The organism is Streptomyces sp. CA-249302 (assembly GCF_050936785.1).
Lineage (GTDB): Bacteria > Actinomycetota > Actinomycetes > Streptomycetales > Streptomycetaceae > Streptomyces.
The window spans coordinates 465500-486697 of record NZ_JBNJMG010000001.1 but is presented as its reverse complement, the minus strand read 5'-3'; the positions used below and the strand labels follow the sequence as shown (position 1 = coordinate 486697).

22 protein-coding genes and 1 pseudogene are annotated in these 21198 nt (G+C 71.4%); 17 read left to right on the top strand and 6 right to left on the bottom strand.

Going from position 1 to position 21198, the window contains the following annotated elements:
• The first annotated feature begins 22 nt into the window (after positions 1-22).
• Entirely contained in the window at positions 23-790 is a 768-nt protein-coding gene (locus ACQEWB_RS02185) for an ArsR/SmtB family transcription factor (RefSeq protein ID WP_432826411.1), read from the top strand.
• Positions 791-870: 80 nt separating this feature from the next.
• On the opposite strand, the gene ACQEWB_RS02180 is transcribed toward ACQEWB_RS02185, so the two are convergent.
• Positions 871-1311, bottom strand: coding sequence for an SPW repeat protein (locus ACQEWB_RS02180; RefSeq protein WP_432826409.1), 441 nt, complete (start codon positions 1309-1311; stop codon positions 871-873).
• An 88-nt stretch (positions 1312-1399) separates the two neighbouring features.
• Positions 1400-1966 carry a sigma-70 family RNA polymerase sigma factor gene (locus ACQEWB_RS02175; protein WP_432826407.1) on the bottom strand — a complete coding sequence of 189 codons (567 nt, stop codon included), beginning with the start codon at positions 1964-1966 and terminating at the stop codon, positions 1400-1402.
• 69 nt (positions 1967-2035) lie between these two features.
• Here ACQEWB_RS02175 and ACQEWB_RS02170 point away from each other — a divergent pair, with 69 nt between their 5' ends.
• Entirely contained in the window at positions 2036-2977 is a 942-nt protein-coding gene (locus ACQEWB_RS02170) for a MerR family transcriptional regulator (RefSeq protein ID WP_432826405.1), read from the top strand.
• 20 nt (positions 2978-2997) lie between these two features.
• Here ACQEWB_RS02170 and ACQEWB_RS02165 read toward each other — a convergent pair whose 3' ends face one another.
• The gene (locus ACQEWB_RS02165; RefSeq protein ID WP_432826403.1) at positions 2998-4371 is read right to left on the bottom strand and encodes a cryptochrome/photolyase family protein; all 1374 of its coding nucleotides are present in this window, start codon (positions 4369-4371) and stop codon (positions 2998-3000) included.
• Positions 4372-4529: 158 nt separating this feature from the next.
• On the opposite strand from ACQEWB_RS02165, the gene ACQEWB_RS02160 reads away from it, so the two are divergent.
• Positions 4530-4694, top strand: a complete 165-nt coding sequence (locus ACQEWB_RS02160) for a hypothetical protein (protein WP_432826401.1) — start codon at positions 4530-4532, stop codon at positions 4692-4694.
• Positions 4695-4697: 3 nt separating this feature from the next.
• On the opposite strand, the gene ACQEWB_RS02155 is transcribed toward ACQEWB_RS02160, so the two are convergent.
• Positions 4698-5615, bottom strand: a complete 918-nt coding sequence (locus tag ACQEWB_RS02155) for a LysR family transcriptional regulator (protein ID WP_432826399.1) — start codon at positions 5613-5615, stop codon at positions 4698-4700.
• Between the two features lie 137 nt (positions 5616-5752).
• Here ACQEWB_RS02155 and ACQEWB_RS02150 point away from each other — a divergent pair, with 137 nt between their 5' ends.
• The 7 genes and pseudogenes from ACQEWB_RS02150 to ACQEWB_RS02120 all read left to right on the top strand — a co-directional run bounded on the left by ACQEWB_RS02150 (position 5753) and on the right by ACQEWB_RS02120 (position 12245).
• Positions 5753-5836, top strand: a complete 84-nt coding sequence (locus ACQEWB_RS02150) for a putative leader peptide (protein WP_432843607.1) — start codon at positions 5753-5755, stop codon at positions 5834-5836.
• A 128-nt stretch (positions 5837-5964) separates the two neighbouring features.
• Positions 5965-7086, top strand: a complete 1122-nt coding sequence (gene sfnG / locus ACQEWB_RS02145; RefSeq protein WP_432826397.1) for a dimethylsulfone monooxygenase SfnG — start codon at positions 5965-5967, stop codon at positions 7084-7086.
• A 29-nt stretch (positions 7087-7115) separates the two neighbouring features.
• Positions 7116-8388: pseudogene (locus tag ACQEWB_RS02140) on the top strand (acyl-CoA dehydrogenase family protein).
• Positions 8389-8450: 62 nt separating this feature from the next.
• Positions 8451-9005, top strand: coding sequence for an NADPH-dependent FMN reductase (gene ssuE, locus ACQEWB_RS02135; protein WP_432826395.1), 555 nt, complete (start codon positions 8451-8453; stop codon positions 9003-9005).
• A gap of 4 nt (positions 9006-9009) precedes the next feature.
• Positions 9010-10194, top strand: coding sequence for an SfnB family sulfur acquisition oxidoreductase (locus ACQEWB_RS02130; protein WP_432826393.1), 1185 nt, complete (start codon positions 9010-9012; stop codon positions 10192-10194).
• 51 nt (positions 10195-10245) lie between these two features.
• On the top strand, positions 10246-11391 hold the full coding sequence (locus tag ACQEWB_RS02125; protein WP_432826391.1) for an LLM class flavin-dependent oxidoreductase: 1146 nt from the start codon (positions 10246-10248) through the stop codon (positions 11389-11391).
• 113 nt (positions 11392-11504) lie between these two features.
• The gene (locus ACQEWB_RS02120) at positions 11505-12245 is read left to right on the top strand and encodes a class I SAM-dependent methyltransferase (RefSeq protein ID WP_432826389.1); all 741 of its coding nucleotides are present in this window, start codon (positions 11505-11507) and stop codon (positions 12243-12245) included.
• 46 nt (positions 12246-12291) lie between these two features.
• Here the strand turns inward: ACQEWB_RS02120 and ACQEWB_RS02115 are convergent, their stop codons facing one another.
• Positions 12292-13200: a class I SAM-dependent methyltransferase gene (locus ACQEWB_RS02115; protein WP_432826387.1), complete on the bottom strand. Its 909-nt coding sequence runs from the start codon at positions 13198-13200 to the stop codon at positions 12292-12294.
• Positions 13201-13273: 73 nt separating this feature from the next.
• Positions 13274-14320: an acyl-CoA dehydrogenase family protein gene (locus tag ACQEWB_RS02110; RefSeq protein WP_432826385.1), complete on the bottom strand. Its 1047-nt coding sequence runs from the start codon at positions 14318-14320 to the stop codon at positions 13274-13276.
• Positions 14321-14419: 99 nt separating this feature from the next.
• On the opposite strand from ACQEWB_RS02110, the gene ACQEWB_RS02105 reads away from it, so the two are divergent.
• From ACQEWB_RS02105 to ACQEWB_RS02075, 7 genes are all read left to right on the top strand, one after another.
• Positions 14420-14770: a YciI family protein gene (locus tag ACQEWB_RS02105; RefSeq protein ID WP_432826383.1), complete on the top strand. Its 351-nt coding sequence runs from the start codon at positions 14420-14422 to the stop codon at positions 14768-14770.
• On the top strand, positions 14770-15966 hold the full coding sequence (locus tag ACQEWB_RS02100) for an RNA polymerase sigma factor (RefSeq protein WP_432826381.1): 1197 nt from the start codon (positions 14770-14772) through the stop codon (positions 15964-15966). The genes ACQEWB_RS02105 and ACQEWB_RS02100 overlap by 1 nt, the downstream gene beginning before the upstream one ends.
• Positions 15967-16025: 59 nt before the next feature.
• Positions 16026-17420, top strand: a complete 1395-nt coding sequence (locus ACQEWB_RS02095; protein ID WP_432826379.1) for an aldehyde dehydrogenase family protein — start codon at positions 16026-16028, stop codon at positions 17418-17420.
• A gap of 99 nt (positions 17421-17519) precedes the next feature.
• A complete protein-coding gene (locus tag ACQEWB_RS02090; RefSeq protein WP_432826377.1) occupies positions 17520-17882 on the top strand; it encodes an ArsR/SmtB family transcription factor in 363 nt (120 codons plus the stop codon).
• Positions 17879-18517, top strand: coding sequence for an SRPBCC family protein (locus tag ACQEWB_RS02085; protein ID WP_432826375.1), 639 nt, complete (start codon positions 17879-17881; stop codon positions 18515-18517). The genes ACQEWB_RS02090 and ACQEWB_RS02085 overlap by 4 nt, the downstream gene beginning before the upstream one ends.
• Before the next feature lie 238 nt (positions 18518-18755).
• On the top strand, positions 18756-20120 hold the full coding sequence (locus ACQEWB_RS02080; protein ID WP_432826373.1) for a phospholipase: 1365 nt from the start codon (positions 18756-18758) through the stop codon (positions 20118-20120).
• A 40-nt stretch (positions 20121-20160) separates the two neighbouring features.
• Positions 20161-21066: an aldo/keto reductase gene (locus ACQEWB_RS02075; protein WP_432826371.1), complete on the top strand. Its 906-nt coding sequence runs from the start codon at positions 20161-20163 to the stop codon at positions 21064-21066.
• Positions 21067-21198: the final 132 nt, after the last annotated feature.

The window sequence follows — 21198 nt, the reverse complement described above, 5'->3', positions numbered from 1 at the left end:
GCGATCAGGGAGTGACTCCGGGATGGACAAGGTCTTCAAGGCGCTGGCCGACGAGACGCGACGACGGCTGCTGGACCGGCTGCATGAGCAGAACGGCCAGACGCTGGGCGAGCTGTGCGAGCACATCGACATGACACGCCAGTCGGTGACCCAGCACCTGGCCGTCCTGGAGGCCGCCAACCTGGTCAGCGCGGTGCGGCGGGGGCGGGAGAAGCTGCACTACCTCAATCCGGTCCCGCTCCACGAGATCCAGGAGCGGTGGATCGACAAGTTCGAGCGCCCGCGTCTGAGCGCGCTGAGCGCCCTGAAACGACGAGCCGAGGAAGCCATGACCGACAAGCCCACATTCGTCTACGTCACCTACATCCGCAGCACGCCCGAGAAGGTCTGGGAGGCGCTCACCGACGCGGAGTTGACCGCCGCCTACTGGGGCCATCGCAACGTCTCGGACTGGAAGCGGGGCTCACGCTGGGAACACGTCCGCACGGACGGCTCCGGCATCGCCGACGTGGTGGGCGACGTCGTGGAGAGTGCGCCTCCGACCCGGCTGGTCACCACCTGGGTCGACCCGCAGAACGAGGGGCAGGAGGACAAGTACTCCCGGGTCACCTTCGACATCACGCCCCACGAGGACATCGTCCGGCTCACCGTGACCCACGAGGACCTGTGGGACGAGGGCGCGCTGTCCGACGTCTCGGGCGGCTGGCCCGCGGTGCTCTCCAACCTCAAGTCGCTCCTGGAGACCGGCACCCCGCTGCCGCAGGATCCGTGGCTGGTCCCCGGCCACTGAGCGGAGGAAGCGGGCGAGCGGACGGCCGGTCCGCACGGCATGCGGACCGGCCGGCTCGTCGTCCTTTCGCGGGAGTGTTCCTACGGCTTCGGAGTGCTCCGCGCCGCCGTACCTGCGCACATCAGCCCCAGGATCAGGGCCAGGGCGCCGATGATGATGTTGTTCAGCGCGACGCCGGCGTCCGGGCTGTCGCCGACGACCCAGGGCGCGATGATCATCCAGACGCCCATCGCGCAGAAGGCCCAGCTCAGGCCGTACATGCGCTCGGGGGCGCGGGTGAATCCGAGGCCCAGCAGACCGATCGCGATGCCGACGATCAGGTTGTGCGTGACGAGCGCGGGCTGGCTCGTCGTGTAGTGGAGTATCCACGGGGATACGGCGCAGTAAAGACCGAGCAGGAACACCGGTCCGTCCACGAGCGCCACATCGCGACCACCGAGCATGCGGGCGTACCGTGCCCGCATTTCGGAAACATCAGGGTGGCTGGTTATGTCACCTCTGGTGGGCGAGACGTTCGCCATGACTCGTCTCCTTCGACTCGCAGCCTGACCGCCTCTGGTGCGGTATGCGGTTAGCGCCGCTTGTCTGCATTCTGCGCTTATTTCTTCTTTATGTGTAGAGATCGTGAGATTCCAGTCGATCGCGCAGCCGGTGCAGGCCGCGCCGTGCGTGGCTCTTGACGGTGCCGAGCGGCCAGCCGGTGCGCTCGGCGATCTGGGTCTGCGTCAGGTCCTCGTAGAACGCCAGCCGCAGCACCCGCTGTTGGGGCGCGGGCAGCCCGGCGAGTTCCTGCCGGAGGAGGACGCGCTCCAGGACCGCTTCCGGGCGGCCCGGCCCGGGATCGGCGAGGAGGAGGGCGGATCCGGCGGCGCCGAGCAGCTCACGGCGGCGGGTGCGGGCCGACAGGGCGTCGGCGACCTTCCGCCTGGTGATGCCCACGAGCCACCCCGCGAACGTGCCCCGCTCGGGCCGGTACCCCGCACCTCCGCGCCACACGCCGAGGAACACCTGTTGCGTGACGTCCTCGGCGTCCTGCGGGTCGCCCAAGGAGTGCCGGGCCAGCGTGTGCACCAGCGTCGACCAGCGGCGATAGGCGACGGCGAGACACTCTTCGTCGCCCGCCGCCACGCCCCGGGCCAGTTCCTCGTCGCCGAGCGACTCCTCGCTGGGGTACATGACGGTCATGGTCCGTGCGAGGTCCCCGAACCCTCCACTTGCATCGATTCTGCGTCGTATAGTCGCGATATGGGCATGATCGGGCACCAGGACGACGAGGAGCCGCCCGGCGCGGTCCTCACGACGGGCGCGCTGGCCCGTCGGCTCGGGGTGTCGCCCACCACGCTCCGCTCCTGGGACCGCAGATACGGCCTCGGCCCCGCCGTCCGCCCCGACGGACGGCACCGTCGCTGGACGACCGGGGACGTGGCGGTACTGGAGCGGATGTGCCGGCTCACCTCGACCGGAGTACCGCCCGCCGAGGCGGCGCGGGCCGCGCTGGCCGGAACCGAGGCACCGGTCGGCCGCCTCGGCTCCCGCGCGGCCGGCGCGCTGCCCCTGGGCGATGTGCGCCAGGAGTGCCGGGGCCTCGCCCGTGCCGCCGTGCGGCTCGACGCGCCCGCCGTGGAGGAACAGCTGACCGACGCCGTCGAGCGGTACGGGGTGACCGTCGCCTGGCAGGAGGTCATGGTGCCGACGCTGCACGCGGTGGGCCGGAAGTGGGCGTCGTCCGGGGACCGTTACGTCGAGGTCGAACACCTCCTGTCCTGGCACGTCTCCACCGCACTGCGCCGCCGCACCCTGCCACCCGGGTCGGCGGACGCCTCGGGCCCGGTCCTCCTGGCCTGCGTGCCCGGGGAGCAACACACCCTGGCCCTTGAGGCGCTCAACGCCGAACTCGGCCGACTCCGGCTGCCGGCCCGCATGTTCGGTGCCGCCGTCCCCGCCGAGGCACTCACCGCGGCGGTACGGCGGCTGGGCCCCACGGCGGTCGTCCTGTGGTCGCAGGCCCGGGCCACGGCGAGCCCGGCCCTGGCCCGGCACATCGGGGCCACCGAGTGGGGGGTGAAGGGCGCCCGCGGGCGCCCGCTCGTCCTGCTGGGCGGCCCCGGCTGGGCCGGGCGTTCCGTGTCCGGCGTGTCGCGGCCACCGGGGCTGCGCGAGGCGCTCGACACGCTGGCCGACCTGTAACGGGCGGGCCTGACTGGAGCTCAGTCGCGCCCGCGCGCCTGCCGGAAGCGCGCAAGCCCTTCGGCGAGGTCCACGATCGGGTCCGGATAGTCGACGGCAGCCCGGTCCAGCCCCCGCAGTTTCCACGGCTCGTGCACCAACGGCCCGTCGAGCCCCGCCAGTTCGGGTACCCAGCGGCGGACGTACCCGCCGTCCGGGTCGTACCGCTTCCCCTGGGCGACCGGGTTGAGCACGCGGTTGGGCCGGGTGTCGGTGCCGGTACCGGCGGTCCACTGCCAGTTGAGCTGGTTGTTGGCGAGGTCGCCGTCGACCAGCAGATCGAGGAAGTGCCGGGCGCCGACCCGCCAGTCGACGTACAGCGTCTTGGTGAGGAAGCTCGCGGTCAGCATGCGCCCGCGGTTGTGCATCCAGCCCTCGTGGCGCAGCTGCCGCATCGCCGCGTCCACCAGGGGATAGCCGGTGCGGCCCGCCCGCCAGGCCTCGATGTCCTCGCGCGCATCGGTCTCCGAGCGCCAACTGTCATTCCGTGTGCGGTAGTCGGCGGTCGCGGCCGCCGGGCGCGCGGCCAGGACCTGGCGATGGAAGTCGCGCCAGGCGAGCTGCCGTACGAACTCCTCCGCGCCCGGGCCGCCCGCCTTCCGAGCCAGCTGGACGACTTCGACGGGGGACAGGGTCCCGAAGTGCAGGTGCGGCGAGAGCCGCGAGGTCGCGTCGCCCGCCAGGTCGTCGTGGCCGGTGTCGTACGAGGTGATGCCGTCCCTCAGCCACGACGTCAGCCGCGCCCTGCCCGCCCGCTCGCCGCCCCGCGCCAGCCCCTCCGACAGGCCGGACAGGCCCTCTCGGGCCGGTGGTTCCTCGGAGCCGATTCCGTCCGGTACGTGCACCGCGCGGGGTGCGGGGAGTACGTCCCTCATCCGGTGGTCCGACCAGTGGCGGAAGTACGGCGTGAAGACCGCGAAGTGGTCCGAGGCCGCCGGGGTGAGCGTGCCGGGCGGGGCGGCCGTGGTCACGGTGTCGTGGACGTGCAGGCGGCGCCCGTCCGCCTCCAGGGCCCGGCGTAGCCGGTCCTCGCGCGTCCGGGCGTAGGCGCTGACGTCCGCGGCGAGGTGCACCTCGTCGGCCTCGGCCTCGGTGGCCACCCGGCACACCTGCTCGACCACCTCACCGGAACGGACGACCAGCCGGCCGCCCCGGTCGCGCAGGCCCGCGTCCAGGTCCCGCAGACAGTCGGCGAGGAACGCCAGCCGGTTGGCGCCCGCGAAGCCGTTGTCCAGCACGGCCCGGTCGCGTACGAACAGCGGCACCACCTGGCGGGTGCCGTCGAGGGCGGCCCGCAGGGGCGGATGGTCGTGCAGCCGCAGGTCGGAGGTGAACAGGACGACCGAGACGTTCATGGTGCTACTCCCGGGAGCGGAAACAGGTCGGTGCTGATCTGCTTCCGCTCCTGGCGGCCCCGCGGATGCGGGGCGCCGGGACATGTTTCTCCCGGTCGGGGGCAGGCGGGTCCTGAGGGGGTCCTGACCGGAACCCGGCTGTGGAGGTGGCTGCCGCTATGGGCGCGAGGGTGTTGGAGCGGTTTTCTGCGGGAGCTCCGCGCGGATCGTGGCCGGCGGAGGAGTACGCGGCGCGCTGCCGGGCCGAGGGCCGGCCCGCGACCGTGGTGATGGACATCAAGTCGGACGCGTTCCTGGTGGTCGTCCCGGTCGACGAGGACTGAGCGTCAGCCCGGCCCGTCGCCGAGCTCACGCGACCGGCGCACGAACACTTCGTACAACTCCTGGGCCGCCCGCGGTACGGATTCGGCCCGCCGGCGCTGGAGCACCAGCATCACCTCGGTGGAGTCGTCGGCGATCGGGCGGTAGGTGATCGCGCCCCGTCGCTCCAGCGGATCGCCGATGACGCTGAAGTCCGGCAGCAGCGTGGCCCCCAGCCCCTCGGCGACCATCAGCTTGCCCATCTCGGCGCCGTCGGTGGAGAACGAGAAGTCGGGGGAGCGGCCGCGCAGCAGCCGGTGCGCGTACCGGTGCATGACATAGCCGGCGCGCATCGCGATCACCGGCTCCGGGCCGTTGAGCACGTCGTCGACCGTGACGGCGGGCAGCGTGGCGAGCGGGCTGTCCGGGTGCAGGCACAACACCGGGCGCCCGCGCAGGAGTTCGGTGCTCTCGAAGTCGGCGGGCAGGTCGTCGCCGTCCAGATGGTTGACCAGACCGAGGTCGAACCCGCCCTCCAGCAGCGCCCGGTGGATCTCGGTCTGCTGGGCGCCCACCACCTCGACCTGCGTCATCGGATTCGCCGTGCGGAAGGCCCGCACCGCCGGGATGAGGAGCGGCACCGTCGCCGCGTTCACCGTGCCGACCCGCACCATGCGACTGATCCGGTGCTGCTCGCCGGCCGCGCCACGCAGCCGGTCGACCGCGTCCAGGACGTTGATGATGTGCGGCAGCAGCTCCCGGCCCTCGGCGCTCATCCGCGCCCCGGACCGCTTCCGCTCCAGCAGGTCGACACCCAGTTCGCGCTCCAGATTGCGCACGGTCTCGCTCAGCGCGGGCTGCGACAGTCGCAGCTCCTCGGCCGCCCGGCGCAGCGAACCGAGCCGGGTGACCGCCGCGATGTATTCCAGCTGCTCTATTCGCACCCTCGGACAATGCGGCGTTCCACAAGCCCGGTTCAAGGGTTTCCCTGTCACATGTTCGTGAAATTCAATGGTCCGGGATACGAGACCGGTCGGGTTTTCCTTGACGGCTCTCGCCGCCGGCTGCCACGATCGACGGCATGAAGATGCGACTGGACCTCACGCGGCGACGCCATGTCGACCTCGCGCGCGTCTCCAGCGCCTCCTGTTGCCGCACGGCCTGATCAGCTCACCGCGATCCGCCGCGCTTTCTCTGTTTCCGCCCCGAATTCACCGTGCCGGTGCCCTTGTCGGCATCGCGCCCATTCCTGAATTCGGCGTGCCGTAAAACATTCCGCAACAGGAGTTCCGCATGCCCGCAGCGCCCGTGAAATTCGCCTACTGGGTCCCCAACGTCAGTGGGGGACTCGTCACCAGCAAGATCGAGCAGCGCACCGACTGGGGATACGAGTACAACCGCGAACTCGCCGTCCTCGCCGAGAACAACGGCTTCGACTACGCGCTCAGCCAGGTCCGCTACATGGCCAGCTACGGCGCCGAGTACCAGCACGAGTCGACCAGCTTCAGCCTCGCCCTCCTCCTCGCCACCCAGCGTCTGAAGGTCATCGCCGCCGTCCACCCCGGCCTGTGGCACCCCGGCGTCCTCGCCAAGCTCGGCGCCACCGCCGACCACCTCTCCAACGGCCGCTTCGCCGTGAACGTCGTATCGGGCTGGTTCAAGGGCGAGTTCACCGCCCTCGGTGAGCCCTGGCTGGAACACGACGAGCGCTACCGCCGCTCCGAGGAGTTCATCCGGGCCCTGCGTCAGATCTGGACCGAGGACCACACCGAACTCGCCGGGGACTTCTACCGGTTGCGCGACTTCTCGCTCAAGCCCAAGCCCCTCAACACCCCCGAGCGCCCGCATCCGGAGATATTCCAGGGCGGCAACTCCACCGCCGCCCGCGCGATGGCCGGCCGGGTCTCCGACTGGTACTTCTCCAACGGCAAGGACTTCGACGGGGTCACCGAGCAGATCGACGACGTACGCAAGTCCGCCGCCGAAGTCGGCCGCAGGGCACCGAAGTTCGGCCTCAACGGCTTCCTCATCGCCCGTGACACCGAGGCCGAGGCCCGTGACACCCTGCGCGAGATCGTCGCGAAGGCCGACAGCGAGGCCGTCGAGGGATTCGGGGCGGCCGTGAAGCAGGCGGGGCAGTCCACCGCCGACCGGAAGGGCATGTGGCAGGACTCGTCCTTCGAGGACCTGGTCCAGTACAACGACGGCTTCCGTACGGGCCTCATCGGCACCCCGGAACAGATCGCGGAGCGTGTCGTCGCCTACAAGAGGCTCGGCGTCGACCTCCTCCTGCTCGGCTTCCTGCACTACCACGAGGAGGTCGAGTACTTCGGCAGGCGCGTGCTGCCGCTCGTGCGTGAACTCGAGGCCCGACTCCCGGATGCGGAGCCCGAGTCCGTCCCCGTTCACGCCTGATCCCCCCACCGCGAAAGAGGTCAACGAGCATGAGCACCGTCACGCCCACCGACTGGCAGACCCTCCCCGCCCCGCGGACCGCCCAGGACTGGATCACCCGCGCCGCCGAGGTCGCCGCCGTCCTCGCCACCGACGCCGCCGAGCGCGACCGCGTCGGCGCGACCCCCTACGCCGAGGTCCAACTCCTCAAGGACGCCGGCCTCGTCACCCTGCTCGGCCCGACCGAGCACGGCGGGGCGGGCCAGGACTGGCCCACGGCCTACCGTGTCGTCCGCGAGGTCGGCAAGGCCGACGGCTCCATCGGCCAGCTCCTCGGCTACCACTACCTCTGGTTCTGGGCCGCCCGCCTGGTCGGCACCCGCGAGCAGTGGGAGCAGGTGGAGGCCGCGGCCAGCCGCGACCGCTGGTTCTTCGGCGGGGCCGTCAACCCCCGTGACAAGGACGTCGTCGTGACCGAGGACGGCGACGACCTCGTCTTCACCGGCCGCAAGTCCTTCTCCACCGGCAGCAAGGTCTCCGACGTCACCGTCCTCGAAGGCGTCCTGGAGGGCACCGACGACCACGTCTTCGCGATCGTCCCCTCCGACAGCGAGGGCCTGACCTTCCACGACGACTGGGACAACATCGGCCAGCGCCTCACCGAGAGCGGCGGCGTCACCATCGACGGCGTCCGCACCCCGTGGGCCTCGGCCGCCGGCTACGTCGACAAGGTGTTCCAGCCGCGCGTCTACAACACCCTCAACGTGCCCACCATCCAACTCGTCTTCGTCAACTTCTACCTGGGCATCGCGGGCGGCGCCCTGGAGACGGCGGCCACCTACACCCGCACCAGGACCCGGTCCTGGCTGCACGGCGGCTTCGATCGGGCGGTCGACGAGCCCTACGTCATCGACACCTACGGCGACCTGACCGCCAAACTCTGGGCGGCCGAGGCCCTCGCCGACGCCGTCGCCGCCGAGGGACAGCAGCTGCACGACGACCCCGACGCGGTCACCCCCGAGGCGCGCGGCGCCTTCGAGGTCAGGGTCGCGGCGATCAAGGCCCGGGCGACGGACGTGGCCCTGGAGATCGGCAACCGGATCTTCGAGGTCACCGGCGCCCGAGCCACCGCCACCTCCGAGGGCCTCGACCGGTTCTGGCGCAACGTCCGCACCCGCCCACCCGTCGCCCGACCAGCCGCCCCTCAACGAGGCGCTTCGCGCCGCCCCTTCCGGATTGCACGACCCCGTCGCCTACAAGCGACGCGAGGTCGGCCGCTGGGTCCTGGAAGGCGAACTGCCCGAACCCACCTGGTACTCCTGACCGCTTCCCCGGGGCGCCCCCTCCTGAACAGGGGGCGCCCCTCCTCCCCGAAAGAGGACCGCATGGCCACCGTCCTGTCCGTCTCCGGCAGCCCCTCCGCCGCCTCCCGCACCAACCGTCTGCTGCGCCACCTGGACAAGCGGCTGATCGCCCAGGGCCACGAGGTGATCCCGCTCGACGTCCGGACCATCCCCGCCGAAGCCCTGCTCGGCGCGGACTTCAAGCACCCCGCCGTCGTCGAGGCCACCGAGCTGTTCGCGCGGGCCGACGGCGTGATCGTCGGCACCCCCGTCTACAAGGCCTCTTACTCCGGCGTCCTCAAGGCGCTCCTCGACCTGCTGCCGCAGTACGCGCTGACCGGCAAGACCGTGCTGCCGCTGGCCACCGGCGGCACCACGGCCCACGTCCTGGCCATCGACTACGCCCTGCGCCCGGTCCTGTCCTCCATGGGCGCGGGCCACATCGTGCAGGGCTGGTTCACCCTCGACAAGGACATCACCGTGCAGGAGGACGGCACGCTGACCGTCGCACCGAGCGTCGGCGACGCGCTGACGCAGGTGGTCGACCAGTTCTCGACGGCCCTGGGCCGCACCTCGCTGCTGGCCGTGGCGAGCTGAGCGCATGACCGCCCACGTCATCGCCGACGACACGGAGGCCCTCGCCGTCGCGGCCGCCCTGGCCCAGGAGTTCCGCGCCGGCGCCTCCGAGCGGGACGCCGAACGCAGGCTCCCGCGCGAGGAGTTGGACCGCCTCTCCGCCTCCGGACTGCTGTCCGTCACCGTCCCCGCCGAACACGGCGGCGCGGACGTCTCCGCGACGACCCTCGCGGAGATCTTCCGGCTGCTCGCCTCGGCCGACGCCAGCCTCGCCCAGATCCCGCAGAGCCACTTCGCCTACGTCAATGTGATCCACCGTCAGGGCACCGAGGAACAGCGGAAGTTCTTCTACGCCGAACTGCTCGCCGGCCGCCGCCTCGGCAACGCCCAGTCGGAGGCGGGCACCAAGCACGTCCAGGACATCCGCACCCGCCTGGAGCCGCAGCGCGACGGCTCCTACCTCCTCACCGGTGTCAAGCACTACTCCACCGGCGCCCTCCTCGCCGACTGGATCCCCGTCCTCGCCCGCGCCGAGGAGGACAAGCTCCATGTCGCCTACGTGCCCCGGGACGCCCCCGGCCTGACGGTGATCGACGACTGGGACGGCCTCGGCCAGCGCACCACGGCCAGCGGCACCGTCCGCCTCGAAGGCGTCGAGGTCCCGGCCGACCGGGTCCTGCCCCACCACCTCACCTTCGAGGGCCCCCAACTCCACGGCGCCATAGCCCAGTTGCTCCACGCGGCCATCGACGCCGGGATCGCCGGAGGCGCACTCGCCGAGGCGGCGGAGTTCGTACGGACGAAGAGCCGCCCCTGGTTCGAGAGCGGTGTGGAGTCGGCCGCCGAGGACCCGCTGCTGATCCAGCGCTTCGGCGAACTCGCCATCCAGGTAAGGGCGTCCGAGGCCCTCCTCCGCGAGGCCGCGCGCACGGTCGACGCGGCCCGCGCCGACCTCAGCGACGACTCGGCGGCCGAAGCCTCGATCGCCGTGGCCGCCGCGAAGGTGCAGTCCGCCGAGGCCGCGGTCGAGGTGGCGAGCGCCCTCTTCGAGGTCTCCGGCACCCGCTCCGCCCTCAACTCCCTCAACCTGCACCGCCATTGGCGCGACGCCCGTACCCACACCCTGCACGACCCGGCGCGCTGGAAGATCCAGCACATCGGCCGCTACGTGCTCACCGGCGCCCGCCCACCCCGGCACGGCCTGCTCTGAAGGACACCGCCGATGACCTGTTCCCCCACACCCGCCTGATCGGAGACACCCGTGTCCCTCACCTTCCACTGGTTCCTGCCCACCAACGGCGACAGTCGTCACGTGGTCGGCGGCGGCCACGGCACCCCCGCCACCGTCTCCGGACGGGACCGGCCGCCGACGGTCGCCTATCTGAGCCAGATCGCCCGGGCCGCCGAGGACCTGGGCTTCGTCGGCGCGCTCACCCCGACCGGCGCCTGGTGCGAGGACGCGTGGCTGACCACCGCCATGGTCAGCCAGAACACCGAACGCCTGAAGTTCCTGGTCGCCTTCCGCCCCGGCTTCGTCTCACCGACCCTCGCGGCGCAGATGGCGTCCACCTTCCAGCGGCAGTCCGGCGGACGGCTGCTCCTCAACGTGGTCACGGGCGGCGAGAGCCACGAGCAACGGGCCTACGGCGACTTCCTCGACAAGGATGCCCGGTACCGCCGTACCGGTGAATTCCTGGAGATCGTACGGGGGTTGTGGGAGGGCAAGACGGTCGATCTGCACGGTGAGTACCTCCACGTCGAGGACGCCAGGCTGGCCCGGGTGCCCGACCCCGTCCCCGAGGTCTACTTCGGCGGGTCCTCGCCCGTGGCCGGAGAGGTCGCCGCCAAGTACGTCGACTCGTATCTCACCTGGGGCGAGCCGCCCGCGCAGGTCGCCGAGAAGATCGCCTGGATCCGGGGGCTCGCGGCCGAGCAGGGCCGCTCCCTGCGCTTCGGTATCCGGCTGCACGTCATCACCCGCGACACCGCCGAGCAGGCCTGGGCCGAGGCCGGGCGACTGCTGGCGGGCTTCGACCCGGAGACCGTGAAGTCCGTGCAGGCTGGGCTCGCCCGCAGCGAGTCCGAGGGCCAGCAGCGGATGCTCGCCCTGCACGGCGGCGGCAGCCGCGACGGCCTGGAGATCCATCCCAACCTCTGGGCGGGCATAGGCCTGGTGCGCGGCGGTGCGGGCACCGCGCTGGTGGGCAGCCACGACGAGGTCGCCGAGCGGATCAGGGAGTACCACGCCCTCGGCATCGACGAGTTCGTGCTCTCCGGCTACCCGCACCTGGAGGAGGCGTACTGGTTCGGCGAGGGTGTGCTGCCGCGCCTGGCCGCACAGGGCCTCTGGCAGCACCCGTCCGGCAAGCAGGCCGCACCCTCCGCGCAGGTGCCGTTCGCGAGCTAGGGCGTGCGCTGCCGAGGCGTGGCGCGCCCGGATGCCCGGGGCGTCCGAGAGCGCCGCGCACCGGTCAGTGCATCGTGTTGACCGCACCCGGCAGGCGGTGCTGGAGTCGGCAGGTGGACAGCATCCCCGCCAACCGGCGGCTCTGGAACCGGATCAGCAGCGCCTACCAGCACGAGCACGACCCGCAGATCGGTGCCGCACCCCGGCTGTGGGGCATGTACTCCGTCCCCGACGCGCACCTGCACGCGCTGGGCGACGTCACCGGCAAGCGCGTCCTCGAACTGGGCTGCGGCGCCGGCCAGTGGTCCAGGGCGCTCGCCGCCGAGGGCGCCACCGTGGTCGGGATCGACCTGTCCGAAGCCCAACTCGCCGCGGCGGCCCGCGAGATGGGAGCGGCCCGCTACCCACTGGTGCAAGGCGCAGCCGAACAACTCCCTTTCGCCGCCGACAGCTTCGACCTGGTGTTCTGTGACTTCGGCGGGCTCAGCTGGGCGCCCCCGCACCTCGCCGTCCCGCAGGCCGCACGCGTCCTGCGCCGCGGCGGGCGCCTGGTGTTCAACGTCGCCAGCCCGTGGTTCGAGGCCTGCTACGACGAAGCCGCCGGCCGCGTGACCACGACGCTCCAGCAGGACTACTTCGGGCTGAACGCCATCGCCGAGGGCGACGGCGCGACCAGCTATCAGCTCACCTACGGCGACTGGGTCAAGGTCCTGCGGGGCGCGGGTCTCGTCATCGACGACCTCGTCGAACCGCGGCCCGAACGCGGAACACCCAACGGCTACAACGAAACCGACCCGGCCGACTGGGCACACCGCTGGCCGGCGGAACTGCTCTGGGTGACCCACAAACCGTGAGCTCCGCCGCGCCGAGACGTGAGGGCATCCCCTCGCCGGACAGGCCCTAGGCGCGGGCGGCGAGTGCCTTGCGTACCGCGCGGGTGACGATCGGGGGCAGCAGGTCGCGGCCGATGCGGCGGGCGCGGGAGGGGCGGCGACGGGGCGCGGGGGCCGTCGGCGCCGGGGGCGCGACCGGCTCGGGGGCGCTGCAGTGGCGGGAGCGCGGGAAGGGCGGCGGCTGCATGCCCTTGTGGGCGCGGGTGCGGACCAGGCAGTGCCCCGCCGCCTCCTGGACGCTCAGACCGACGTCCGCGCGCTCCCTGAGCATCTCGAGGAGCTCCTCCTGCACGGGCCCGGGATCGCCCCAAGTGCCGTACAGCTTCTGGGTGCTGAGGCAGATCGGGTGCAGTCCGCGGTTGAGCACGGCCTCCCAGGTGGCGACCGAGACGCCGGGGGTGTGCTCGGAGCGGAAGTCGTCGAGGACGACGATCCCGTCGGGCAGCAGGAGGTCGTGGGCCGCCGCGATGTCGTCGCGGACGTGCTCGTACAGATGCGAGGCGTCGATGTGGACGAAGCGGCAGCTGTCCGGCGCCACCTCCCGCGGTATCACGGAGGTGGGTGCCTGTATCACCCTGGGCAGCGCGTCGTGGAAGGAGAGGTAGTTCCGTTCGAAGGCCTGCCGGGTGAGTGAAGAGTAGGACTTCGCCGTCTCGGCCCGGTTCGCCCCGTCCGGCGCCTCACCACCGAAGAGGTCGCAGACCGTGAAGTCCTCGCCGTCCTGCCGGTGTTGGCCGAGCAGGATCGCACTCTTGCCCAGGTACGCGCCGAGTTCCAGCAGGTCGCCCCGCCGCCCGCCGGTCTCCTGCCGTTCGAGGAACCAGGTGAACAGGATCTGGTCCAGCGGCGGGAACCAGCCGGGGACGTCCTTCAGCTCGCCGGGCTCTTTGTTGTCGGTTGCCTGTGCGGTCGCCATGAAGCGAGTCTGCTCGCTGAGCAGCGCCCAAACTGACCTTCGGCTGAACGTCCAGTGAACACCCGAGCGTTCCCTAGAAGTCGGTAAGAGAGTCGAGATGTGCCCGCCGCACCTCGGCCGTCTGCCCCTGCACGAGCAGGAACATCCCCTCGCGTGCGAGCCGTTGGGCCGGGCTGCGGAGATCCATGGCGCGACCGCCCTGGGCGACGACCGCCGCGGTGGTGGCGGCACGCATCAGGTCGTACGACCGTGTCTTGAGCGCCAGCCGTTCCTCGACGCGCTCGTGCGGTACGGGGTGCTCGGACAGGTCGTACACCTGTCGCCGCACCTCGTCGAGCCGCCCGCGCAGCGCCCGGGCCGGCTTCGCCTCCCCGGCCTCCTCCAGCAGCCGGAGCGCGGCGTGGGCGACCCCGAACACGGCGGGGGAGGCGTTGGTGTTCCGAGGCCGGTCGGCCAGGGCGAACTTGTCCTGCGGGGTGCGCAGCACCACCGACTCCTCCGGCAGCCGCAGCCCGTCCAGCTCCAGCGAGACCGTGCGGGCCGCGGTGAGCGCCGCCAGCCGCATCGGCGGCGAGGGCCGCAGCCCCGGCTGCTCGCGCGCCTCGGTGAAGGCGAACACGACCTCGTCCGCGTCGGTCACCCCGGCCAGCAGCATCAGGTCGTTCAGGCCCCAGCCCGTGTACCAGGGCACCGTCCCGTCGAAGCGCCACCCGTCGCGCTCGGCCGTCGCCCGCACCGGCACCCGGGGAAAGGCACGCACATGCGCGAACGCGATGCCGGCCAGCAGCTCACCGGTCGCCAGCGGCCGCAACAGCCGCTCCCGGACCGGCAGTTCGGCCTTGGCCAGCATCTTGACCGGTGTGTGGTGCTGGGTCTGCACGAACCAGGTCGAGCAGCAGGCCCCGGCCAGGATCTCCATGATCTCCCGAGCCACCGCGTCGGGGGCGCCCGCACCGCCGTACTCCTTCGGCGCACTCAGCCCGAGCAGCCCCGACCGCCTGATCGCCTCGATGTGGGTTTCCGGTACGCCCTCCTGGTCGACCTGCTCCGCGTGCGGGGCGAGGAGGTCGTCCGCGAGGGTCCGGGCGGTGGCGATGAGCGGGTGCGGTGCGGTGGTCATGGAAAAGATTCTCCCGATCCCGTCGTGCGCGGTGTCGATCCCGAGGTGTGCCGTTCGTGTAGGAGGTGAGACAACAGCTACGACGCCTTGGAGGCCGTCATGACGTACTACCTGCTCAGCGTGGTCACCCCGACCGACGGCACGCCGCCCGGGCCCGACGAGATGGCGGAGATCATGCGCAACGTCGAGGCCTTCAACCAGGAACTGCGCGACGCCGGCGCCTGGGTCTTCGCCGGCGGCCTGCACAGCCCGGACACCGCGACCATGCTGCGGCCCAAGGGCGCCGACGTCCTGATCAGCGACGGTCCCTACGCCGAGGGGAAGGAGTACCTCGGCGGGCTGAGCCTGATCCGGGCCGACGACCTGGACGCGGCCCTGGAGTGGGGCCGGAAGGCGGTCCGCGCCATCGGCCTGCCGGTCGAGGTCCGGCCCTTCGTGGACAGCCACTAGTGGCCGACGCCGTCGACATCGCCGCCGTCTTCCGTGCGGAGTACGGCAGAGCGGTCGCCGTCCTCGTCCGCTTCCTCGGCGACATCGACCTCGCCGAGGAAGCGGTCCAGGACGCCTTCACCACGGCTGTGCAGCGCTGGCCGGAGACCGGCGTGCCGCCGAGTCCGGCCGGCTGGATCATCACCACCGCCCGCAACCGCGCCATCGACCGGCTGCGCCGGGAGGCCACGCGCGACGCGCGACACACCGAGGCCGCCCTGCTCAACACCCCCGACGCACCGGCCGAGGAGGGCCCCGTGCGCGACGACCGGCTCCGCCTGATCTTCACCTGCTGCCACCCCGCCCTCGCGACCCCGGCGCAGGTCGCCCTCACCCTGCGCCTGCTCGGCGGCCTCAGCACCCCGCAGATCGCCCGCGCCTTCCTGGTCCCCGAACCGACGATGGCCCAGCGCCTGGTCCGCGCCAAGGCCAAGATCCGCGACGCCCGCATCCCGTACCGCGTACCCCGCGACGCCGACCTCCCGGACCGCCTCAAGGGCGTCCTGGCGGTCGTCTACCTGATCTTCAACGAGGGATACGGCGGCACACCCGAGCTGTGCGTCGAGGCCCTGCGCCTCGGCCGCCTCCTCGCGGAGCTCATGCCGGACGAGCCCGAGGTCACCGGCCTGTTCGCGCTGATGCTGCTGGTCGACTCCCGCCGCGATGCCCGCCAGGGCCCGCACGGCGAGCTGGTGCCGCTGCCCGAACAGGACCGCGCCCGCTGGGACGCCGGGTCCGTCGCCGAAGGGCAGACCCTCGTCCGTCGCTGTCTTCGCCGCAACCAGCCCGGGCCCTACCAGATCCAGGCCGCCATCCAGGCCGTGCACAGCGACGCGCCGACCGCGGACGCCACCGACTGGGGGCAGATCCGGCAGCTCTACGACCAGCTCATGGCCCTCGCTCCCAGCCCGGTCGTGGCCCTCAACCGCGCGGTCGCCGTCGCCGAGACGGAAGGCCCGGGCCCCGCCCTCGACCTCGTCGACGCCCTGGACCTCGACGGCTATCACGTCTTCCACGCCGTACGCGCCGACCTGCTGCGTCGACTGGGCCGCGACACCGAGGCGCTCGCCGCCTACCGGGCGGCCATCGAAGGCACCGAGAGCCCCGCCGAGCGCGCCTACCTGGAGCGTCGTCGGCGGGAACTCGCGCGAGCGTGACGGTGTGGTTGCGGAAAGTAGTCGGACGCGCGCCGGAATTTATTTTGGTGTATGAAAGGTTGGCATATACATCTGACAGTCGAGACCGCGTCCGCGCGCCACCAGGCCGCACCGCACCAGCAGCGAGGAACCGTGAACCAGCCCACCCCGAGCAGCCCGCCGACGTCGTCGCCCGGCTGCGCGCCACCTTCCGCACCGGCCGCACCAAGCTCGTCGAATGGCGCATCGCCCAGCTGCGCGCCCTGCGCGAGATGCTCACGGAGAACGGCCCCGACCTGGCCGCCGCCCTCCACGCCGACCTCGGGAAGAGTGCCACCGAGGCCGACCGCACCGAGATCGGCTTCACGGTCCGCGAGATCGACCACACCCTCGACCACCTCACCGACTGGCTGCGCCCCGAGCCCGCGCCCGTCCCGGCCCACCTCGGCGCCGACGCGAGCGCCTGGACGCAGTACGACCCGCTCGGCGTCGTCCTCGTCATCGCCCCGTGGAACTACCCCGCCCAGCTCCTGCTCGCCCCGCTCGTCGGCGCCCTCGCAGCCGGCAACGCGGTGGTCGTCAAGCCCAGCGAGCTGGCGCCCGCCACCTCCGCCGCGATCGCCCGGCTGCTGCCCGCCCACCTCGACACCGACGCGGTCGCCGTGGTCGAGGGCGGCATCCCCGAGACCACGGCCCTGCTCGCCGAGCACTTCGACCACATCTTCTACACCGGCAACGGCACCGTCGGCCGCATCGTCATGCGCGCCGCCGCCGAGCACCTCACCCCGGTCGCCCTCGAACTCGGCGGCAAGTCCCCGGCGTTCGTCGACCGCGACGCCGACCTCGACGTCGTCGCCGACCGCCTGGTGCGCGGCAAGTTCCTCAACGCGGGCCAGACCTGCGTCGCCCCCGACTACGTCCTTACCGATCCCGAGACGGCGGCCGCCCTGGAGCCCGCCTTCAAGCGCGCCGTCGAAGCGCTCTACGGCACCGACCCGTCCGCCTCCGGCGAGTACGGCCGCATCATCAACGAGCGCCACTTCGACCGGCTCTCCGGCCTGCTGGACTCGGGCCGCGTGGTCGTCGGCGGCGACGCCGACCGCACGACGAAGTACATCGCGCCGACAGTCCTGGCCGACGTCGACCCCAAGTCGCCCGTCATGCAGGAGGAGATCTTCGGCCCGATCCTCCCCGTCGTCACCGTGTCCGGCCTGGACGAGGCGATCGGCTTCATCAACGACCGCGACAAGCCCCTCGCCCTGTACGTCTTCACCGAGTCCGACGCGACCAAGTCCCGCATCGCCGCCGAGACCTCCTCCGGCGGCCTCGGCCACGGCCTGCCCCTCGCCCACCTGACCGTCTCCGACCTGCCGTTCGGTGGCGTGGGGGAGAGCGGCATGGGCAGCTACCACGGCCGCTACTCGATCGAGACGTTCAGCCACCGCAAGGCGGTGCTGGAGAAGCCCCTGAGCTGATTGCGCTCCATGAAACGCCCGGTCGCGTGCGACCGGGCGCTTTTCGCGCCACAATATCGGCGGCTGCTTATATAAGCGATGGCTGATATATTGCTTCGCATGCATGCCTTCGACGTGCTGGGCGATCCGATACGCCGACGGATCCTGGAACTGCTGGCCGACGGGGAGATGACCTCCGGCGCGGTCTGCGAGGTCATCGGCGAGGAGTTCGGGATCTCGCAGCCCGGGGTGTCACAGCATCTGAAGGTGCTGCGGGAGAACGGGTTCGCGACCGTACGCCCCGAAGGGACGCGGCGGCTGTACGCGGTCAACGCCGAGCCCCTACAGGACATCGACGCCTGGCTCGACCGCTTCCGCCGCTTCTGGACCCCACATCTGGACGCGCTGGCCACCGAACTGGCCCGCGGCAGGCGCGAGCGCCGACTCCGCGGCACCGACGAAACCCCGAGGAGCACCTCGTGACCGACGTGACCCACGACATCAACGACGTACGCCGGCAGGTCGGCAGGCGCACCTTCAAGGCGGGCGAGGCACGCGTGGTGACCGTGTCCCGGTCGTACGACGCCCCACTCGACGACGTGTGGGACGCCTGCACGAATCCCGAGCGCATTCCCCGCTGGCTGCTGCCGGTGTCGGGGGAGCTGCGGCTCGGCGGCCGGTACCAGCTGGAGGGCAACGCGGGAGGCGTGGTCGAGCACTGCGACCCGCCCAAGAGCTTCACCGCGACCTGGGAGTACGGCGGGGAGGTCAGCTGGATCGAGCTCCGGCTCACGCCCGAGGCGGACGGCACGCGCTTCGAACTGGACCACATCGCCCATGTCGACGACACGAAGTGGGCGGAGTTCGGCCCCGGTGCGGTCGGCGTCGGCTGGGATCTGATGGTCAGGGGCCTGTCCCTGCACCTCGGGAGCGGCGGCGCCGCCGTCGATCCGAAGAAGTTCATGGCCTGGCTGGGCTCGGAGGAGGGCCGCCGCTTCGTGACGGACAGCAGCGAGGCCTGGTACGCGGCGAACCTCGCGAGCGGCGAGGGCGAGAAGGTGGCGCGCGAGTCGGCGGACCGGACGACGGCGGCCTACACGGGGGCGGACGGGAGCTGACTTCCGGATCGGAAAGGTGGGTTGGCTGGTCTATACCCTTGACTGGTACAGACCAAGGGGGTTGAGTGTGCCTCCACAACCCCCCACCGCGGCCGTACCCCTTGCCGGGTGCGGCCGTGCTCCGTACCGGAGTTTCACCGGGTGGCAACCTCTACTGCTGACGACGCTTTCTACGTCATGGTGTCATGCACCTGATCATTCGCTTGATCGTTCCGACCGTACTCGGAAGGGCATCACCATGCGCACCCCCCACGTCCTGCTCGCCACCGCGGCGGTGCTCGTCGCCGCGGTCGTGGCACCCTCGGCCGACGCGACCGCCGCGGTCCCGTCGCCGGGCTCCTACTACCTCCAGAGCGCGACGACCGGGCTCAACGCCGCCGACAACGCGGGAGCCGTCGAGCAGCACAGACCCAAGGGCGACGAGGACCGCCAGCAGTGGAGACTCGCGGCGAGCGGATCCTCGTACATCCTGGAGAGCACGAACACGGCGGGCAGTTGCCTCGGCCGTTCCGGGGACCAGGCCCGCACGGTGGCCTGCACCGGGTCCGACGCGGCCTGGGAGATCGCCTCCACCGGTGACGATCAGTACAGCCTCAAGGTTCCGGGAGCGGACCGCTACTTGACCGTGGCCGCCAAGCCCTCCGGGGCCAACTATCCCGCTCAACTGGCCGTAGGCGGCTCGGGCCCGCTCGCCACCTGGTACCTCACCCCCGTCGCCGCCCCGACCGCCCCCATGCCGCCCCAGGACCAACGCACCCTGGACCAGGTCACCTTCCTCACCGCCCACAACGCCTACGCCAACGGAGTCGACGGCGGCTTCGCGCCGCCCTTCGTCAACCTCTTCCCCAACCAGACGCGCGGCATCAACCAGCAACTCGCCGACGGGGTACGGGGGTTCATGCTGGACATCCACCAGACCCCGGACGGCGCGATCCTGTGCCACAACAGCTGCACGCTCGTCAGCAAGCCCGTGGCCCTGTGGGTCGATCTCCAGCGCATGGTCGACTTCCTGAAGGCGCATCCCGACCAGTTCGTCACCGTGTTCCTGGAGGACTACGTCGACCCGGGCGTCCTGAAGTCCGAACTCGCCCGTGTCAGCGGTCTGTCCGACGTCCTCTACCGCCCCGACCGCACCGGAGTCCGGCAGAACGGCTGGCCCAAGCTGGCCGACCTGATCTCGGCCGACCGGCGGCTGCTGATCTTCACCGACCACAGCCGCTCCAGTGACGAGGCGGCGGGCCTGACCCGGGACAGCTTCGGTGTGATGTACCAGCGCGAGTGGACCGTGGAGAACTACTGGTCCATGGGCTCGGGCGTCGGCTCCTCCGACTGGTCCTGCTACAGCCGCTGGTACGACGCCGACACCGACATCCCGCTGACCCGCACCGAGAGCGGCTTCCGTCCGCTGTTCGTCATGAACCACTTCCGGGACGCCGCCGTCGCCGCGACGGCGACGACGGACAACACCAAACTCGCCGACCGGGCGCGGCGGTTCTGCCAGCCGGCCGCCCGGAAGAAGCCGAACTTCCTCGCCGTCGACCGTTACGACCTGGGTGACCCGGCCTCCGCCGTCGACGCCCTGAACTCGTACACGTATCCGTAAAATCCACGCGCTCCGGCACCCGTCGTGTGAAACTCCGCCGGTGAACTCCGAAACGATCACCGCGGACGCCGCGGGCACCTGGGAAATCGGCGACCTGACCGTCAACCGCATCGGCTTCGGCGCGATGCGGCTGACGGGCAGTGCGGCCTTCCACCTCGGCACACCGAGCGACCGACAGCGCTCGGTCGCCGTGCTGCGCAGGGCAGTCGAGCTCGGCGTGAACCACATCGACACGGCCGCCTTCTACTTCTCGCAGCTGAGGTCGGCCAACGAAATCATCAACAGCGCGCTCTCCCCGTACCCGGACGACCTCCTCATCGCCACCAAGGTCGGCCCGCACCGGGACTACTACGGCGAGTGGGGCACCTCGGCCCGCCCCGACCAACTGCGGGGCCATGTCGAGGAGAACCTGCGCCAGCTCGGGCGGGACCATCTCGACCTGGTCTATCTGCGCCGGATGCGCCAGGAGTCGGTGACCGAGCACTTCGGGGCGCTGGCCGAACTGCGCGATGCCGGTCTGATCCGGAACCTGGGCCTGTCCGACGTCGAATCCCGGCATCTCGCCGAGGCGCAGGAGATCGCGCCCGTCGTGTCCGTGCAGAACCGGTACGGGCTGGGCGACCACGCCCCCGCCACCGACGAGGTACTGCGACTCTGCGGCGAACAGGGCATCGCCTTCGTGCCGTTCTTCGCGGTCGCCGGGCAGGGCGGGGCGCGGGGCGCGACGACCGCGCACGACGAGGCGGTGCTCGCCGTCGCCCATGCCCACGACACCAGCCCCGCCCAGGTCCGCCTCGCCTGGACCCTGCACCAGGGCCCCCACGTCCTCGCCATCCCCGGCACCGGCAACCCCGACCACCTCGCCGAGAACGTCGCCGCGGGCGCGCTGCGCCTGACCGACGAGGAACTGGAACGGCTCAACGCCCTGCATCGGGCGGCGGATTGATGCCATGACGCGGCGCGGAGGGTGCGAAGAGGCGGTGCGCCAGAGGTGCGAAGAGGCGGTGCGCGGCGGCGGGTCCGGCGGTGCGAGAACTTCCCCCGGGTTCCGAGGAGTAGTAGAAGCCATACGTGGGCA

Bases quoted from the DNA above. Each gene is read 5' to 3' on its own strand.
- ACQEWB_RS02165 (WP_432826403.1), bottom strand. From the start codon at position 4,371: ATGAACGTCTCGGTCGTCCTGTTCACCTCCGACCTGCGGCTGCACGAC.
- sfnG (WP_432826397.1), top strand. From the start codon at position 5,965: ATGCCCGCAGCGCCCGTGAAATTCGCCTACTGGGTCCCCAACGTCAGT.
- ACQEWB_RS02110 (WP_432826385.1), bottom strand. From the start codon at position 14,320: ATGACCACCGCACCGCACCCGCTCATCGCCACCGCCCGGACCCTCGCG.
- ACQEWB_RS02090 (WP_432826377.1), top strand. From the start codon at position 17,520: ATGCATGCCTTCGACGTGCTGGGCGATCCGATACGCCGACGGATCCTG.
- ACQEWB_RS02150 (WP_432843607.1), top strand. From the start codon at position 5,753: ATGAAGATGCGACTGGACCTCACGCGGCGACGCCATGTCGACCTCGCG.
- ssuE (WP_432826395.1), top strand. From the start codon at position 8,451: ATGGCCACCGTCCTGTCCGTCTCCGGCAGCCCCTCCGCCGCCTCCCGC.
- ACQEWB_RS02175 (WP_432826407.1), bottom strand. From the start codon at position 1,966: ATGTACCCCAGCGAGGAGTCGCTCGGCGACGAGGAACTGGCCCGGGGC.
- ACQEWB_RS02115 (WP_432826387.1), bottom strand. From the start codon at position 13,200: ATGGCGACCGCACAGGCAACCGACAACAAAGAGCCCGGCGAGCTGAAG.
- ACQEWB_RS02130 (WP_432826393.1), top strand. From the start codon at position 9,010: ATGACCGCCCACGTCATCGCCGACGACACGGAGGCCCTCGCCGTCGCG.
- ACQEWB_RS02185 (WP_432826411.1), top strand. From the start codon at position 23: ATGGACAAGGTCTTCAAGGCGCTGGCCGACGAGACGCGACGACGGCTG.
- ACQEWB_RS02105 (WP_432826383.1), top strand. From the start codon at position 14,420: ATGACGTACTACCTGCTCAGCGTGGTCACCCCGACCGACGGCACGCCG.
- ACQEWB_RS02160 (WP_432826401.1), top strand. From the start codon at position 4,530: ATGGGCGCGAGGGTGTTGGAGCGGTTTTCTGCGGGAGCTCCGCGCGGA.
- ACQEWB_RS02170 (WP_432826405.1), top strand. From the start codon at position 2,036: ATGGGCATGATCGGGCACCAGGACGACGAGGAGCCGCCCGGCGCGGTC.
- ACQEWB_RS02080 (WP_432826373.1), top strand. From the start codon at position 18,756: ATGCGCACCCCCCACGTCCTGCTCGCCACCGCGGCGGTGCTCGTCGCC.
- ACQEWB_RS02180 (WP_432826409.1), bottom strand. From the start codon at position 1,311: ATGGCGAACGTCTCGCCCACCAGAGGTGACATAACCAGCCACCCTGAT.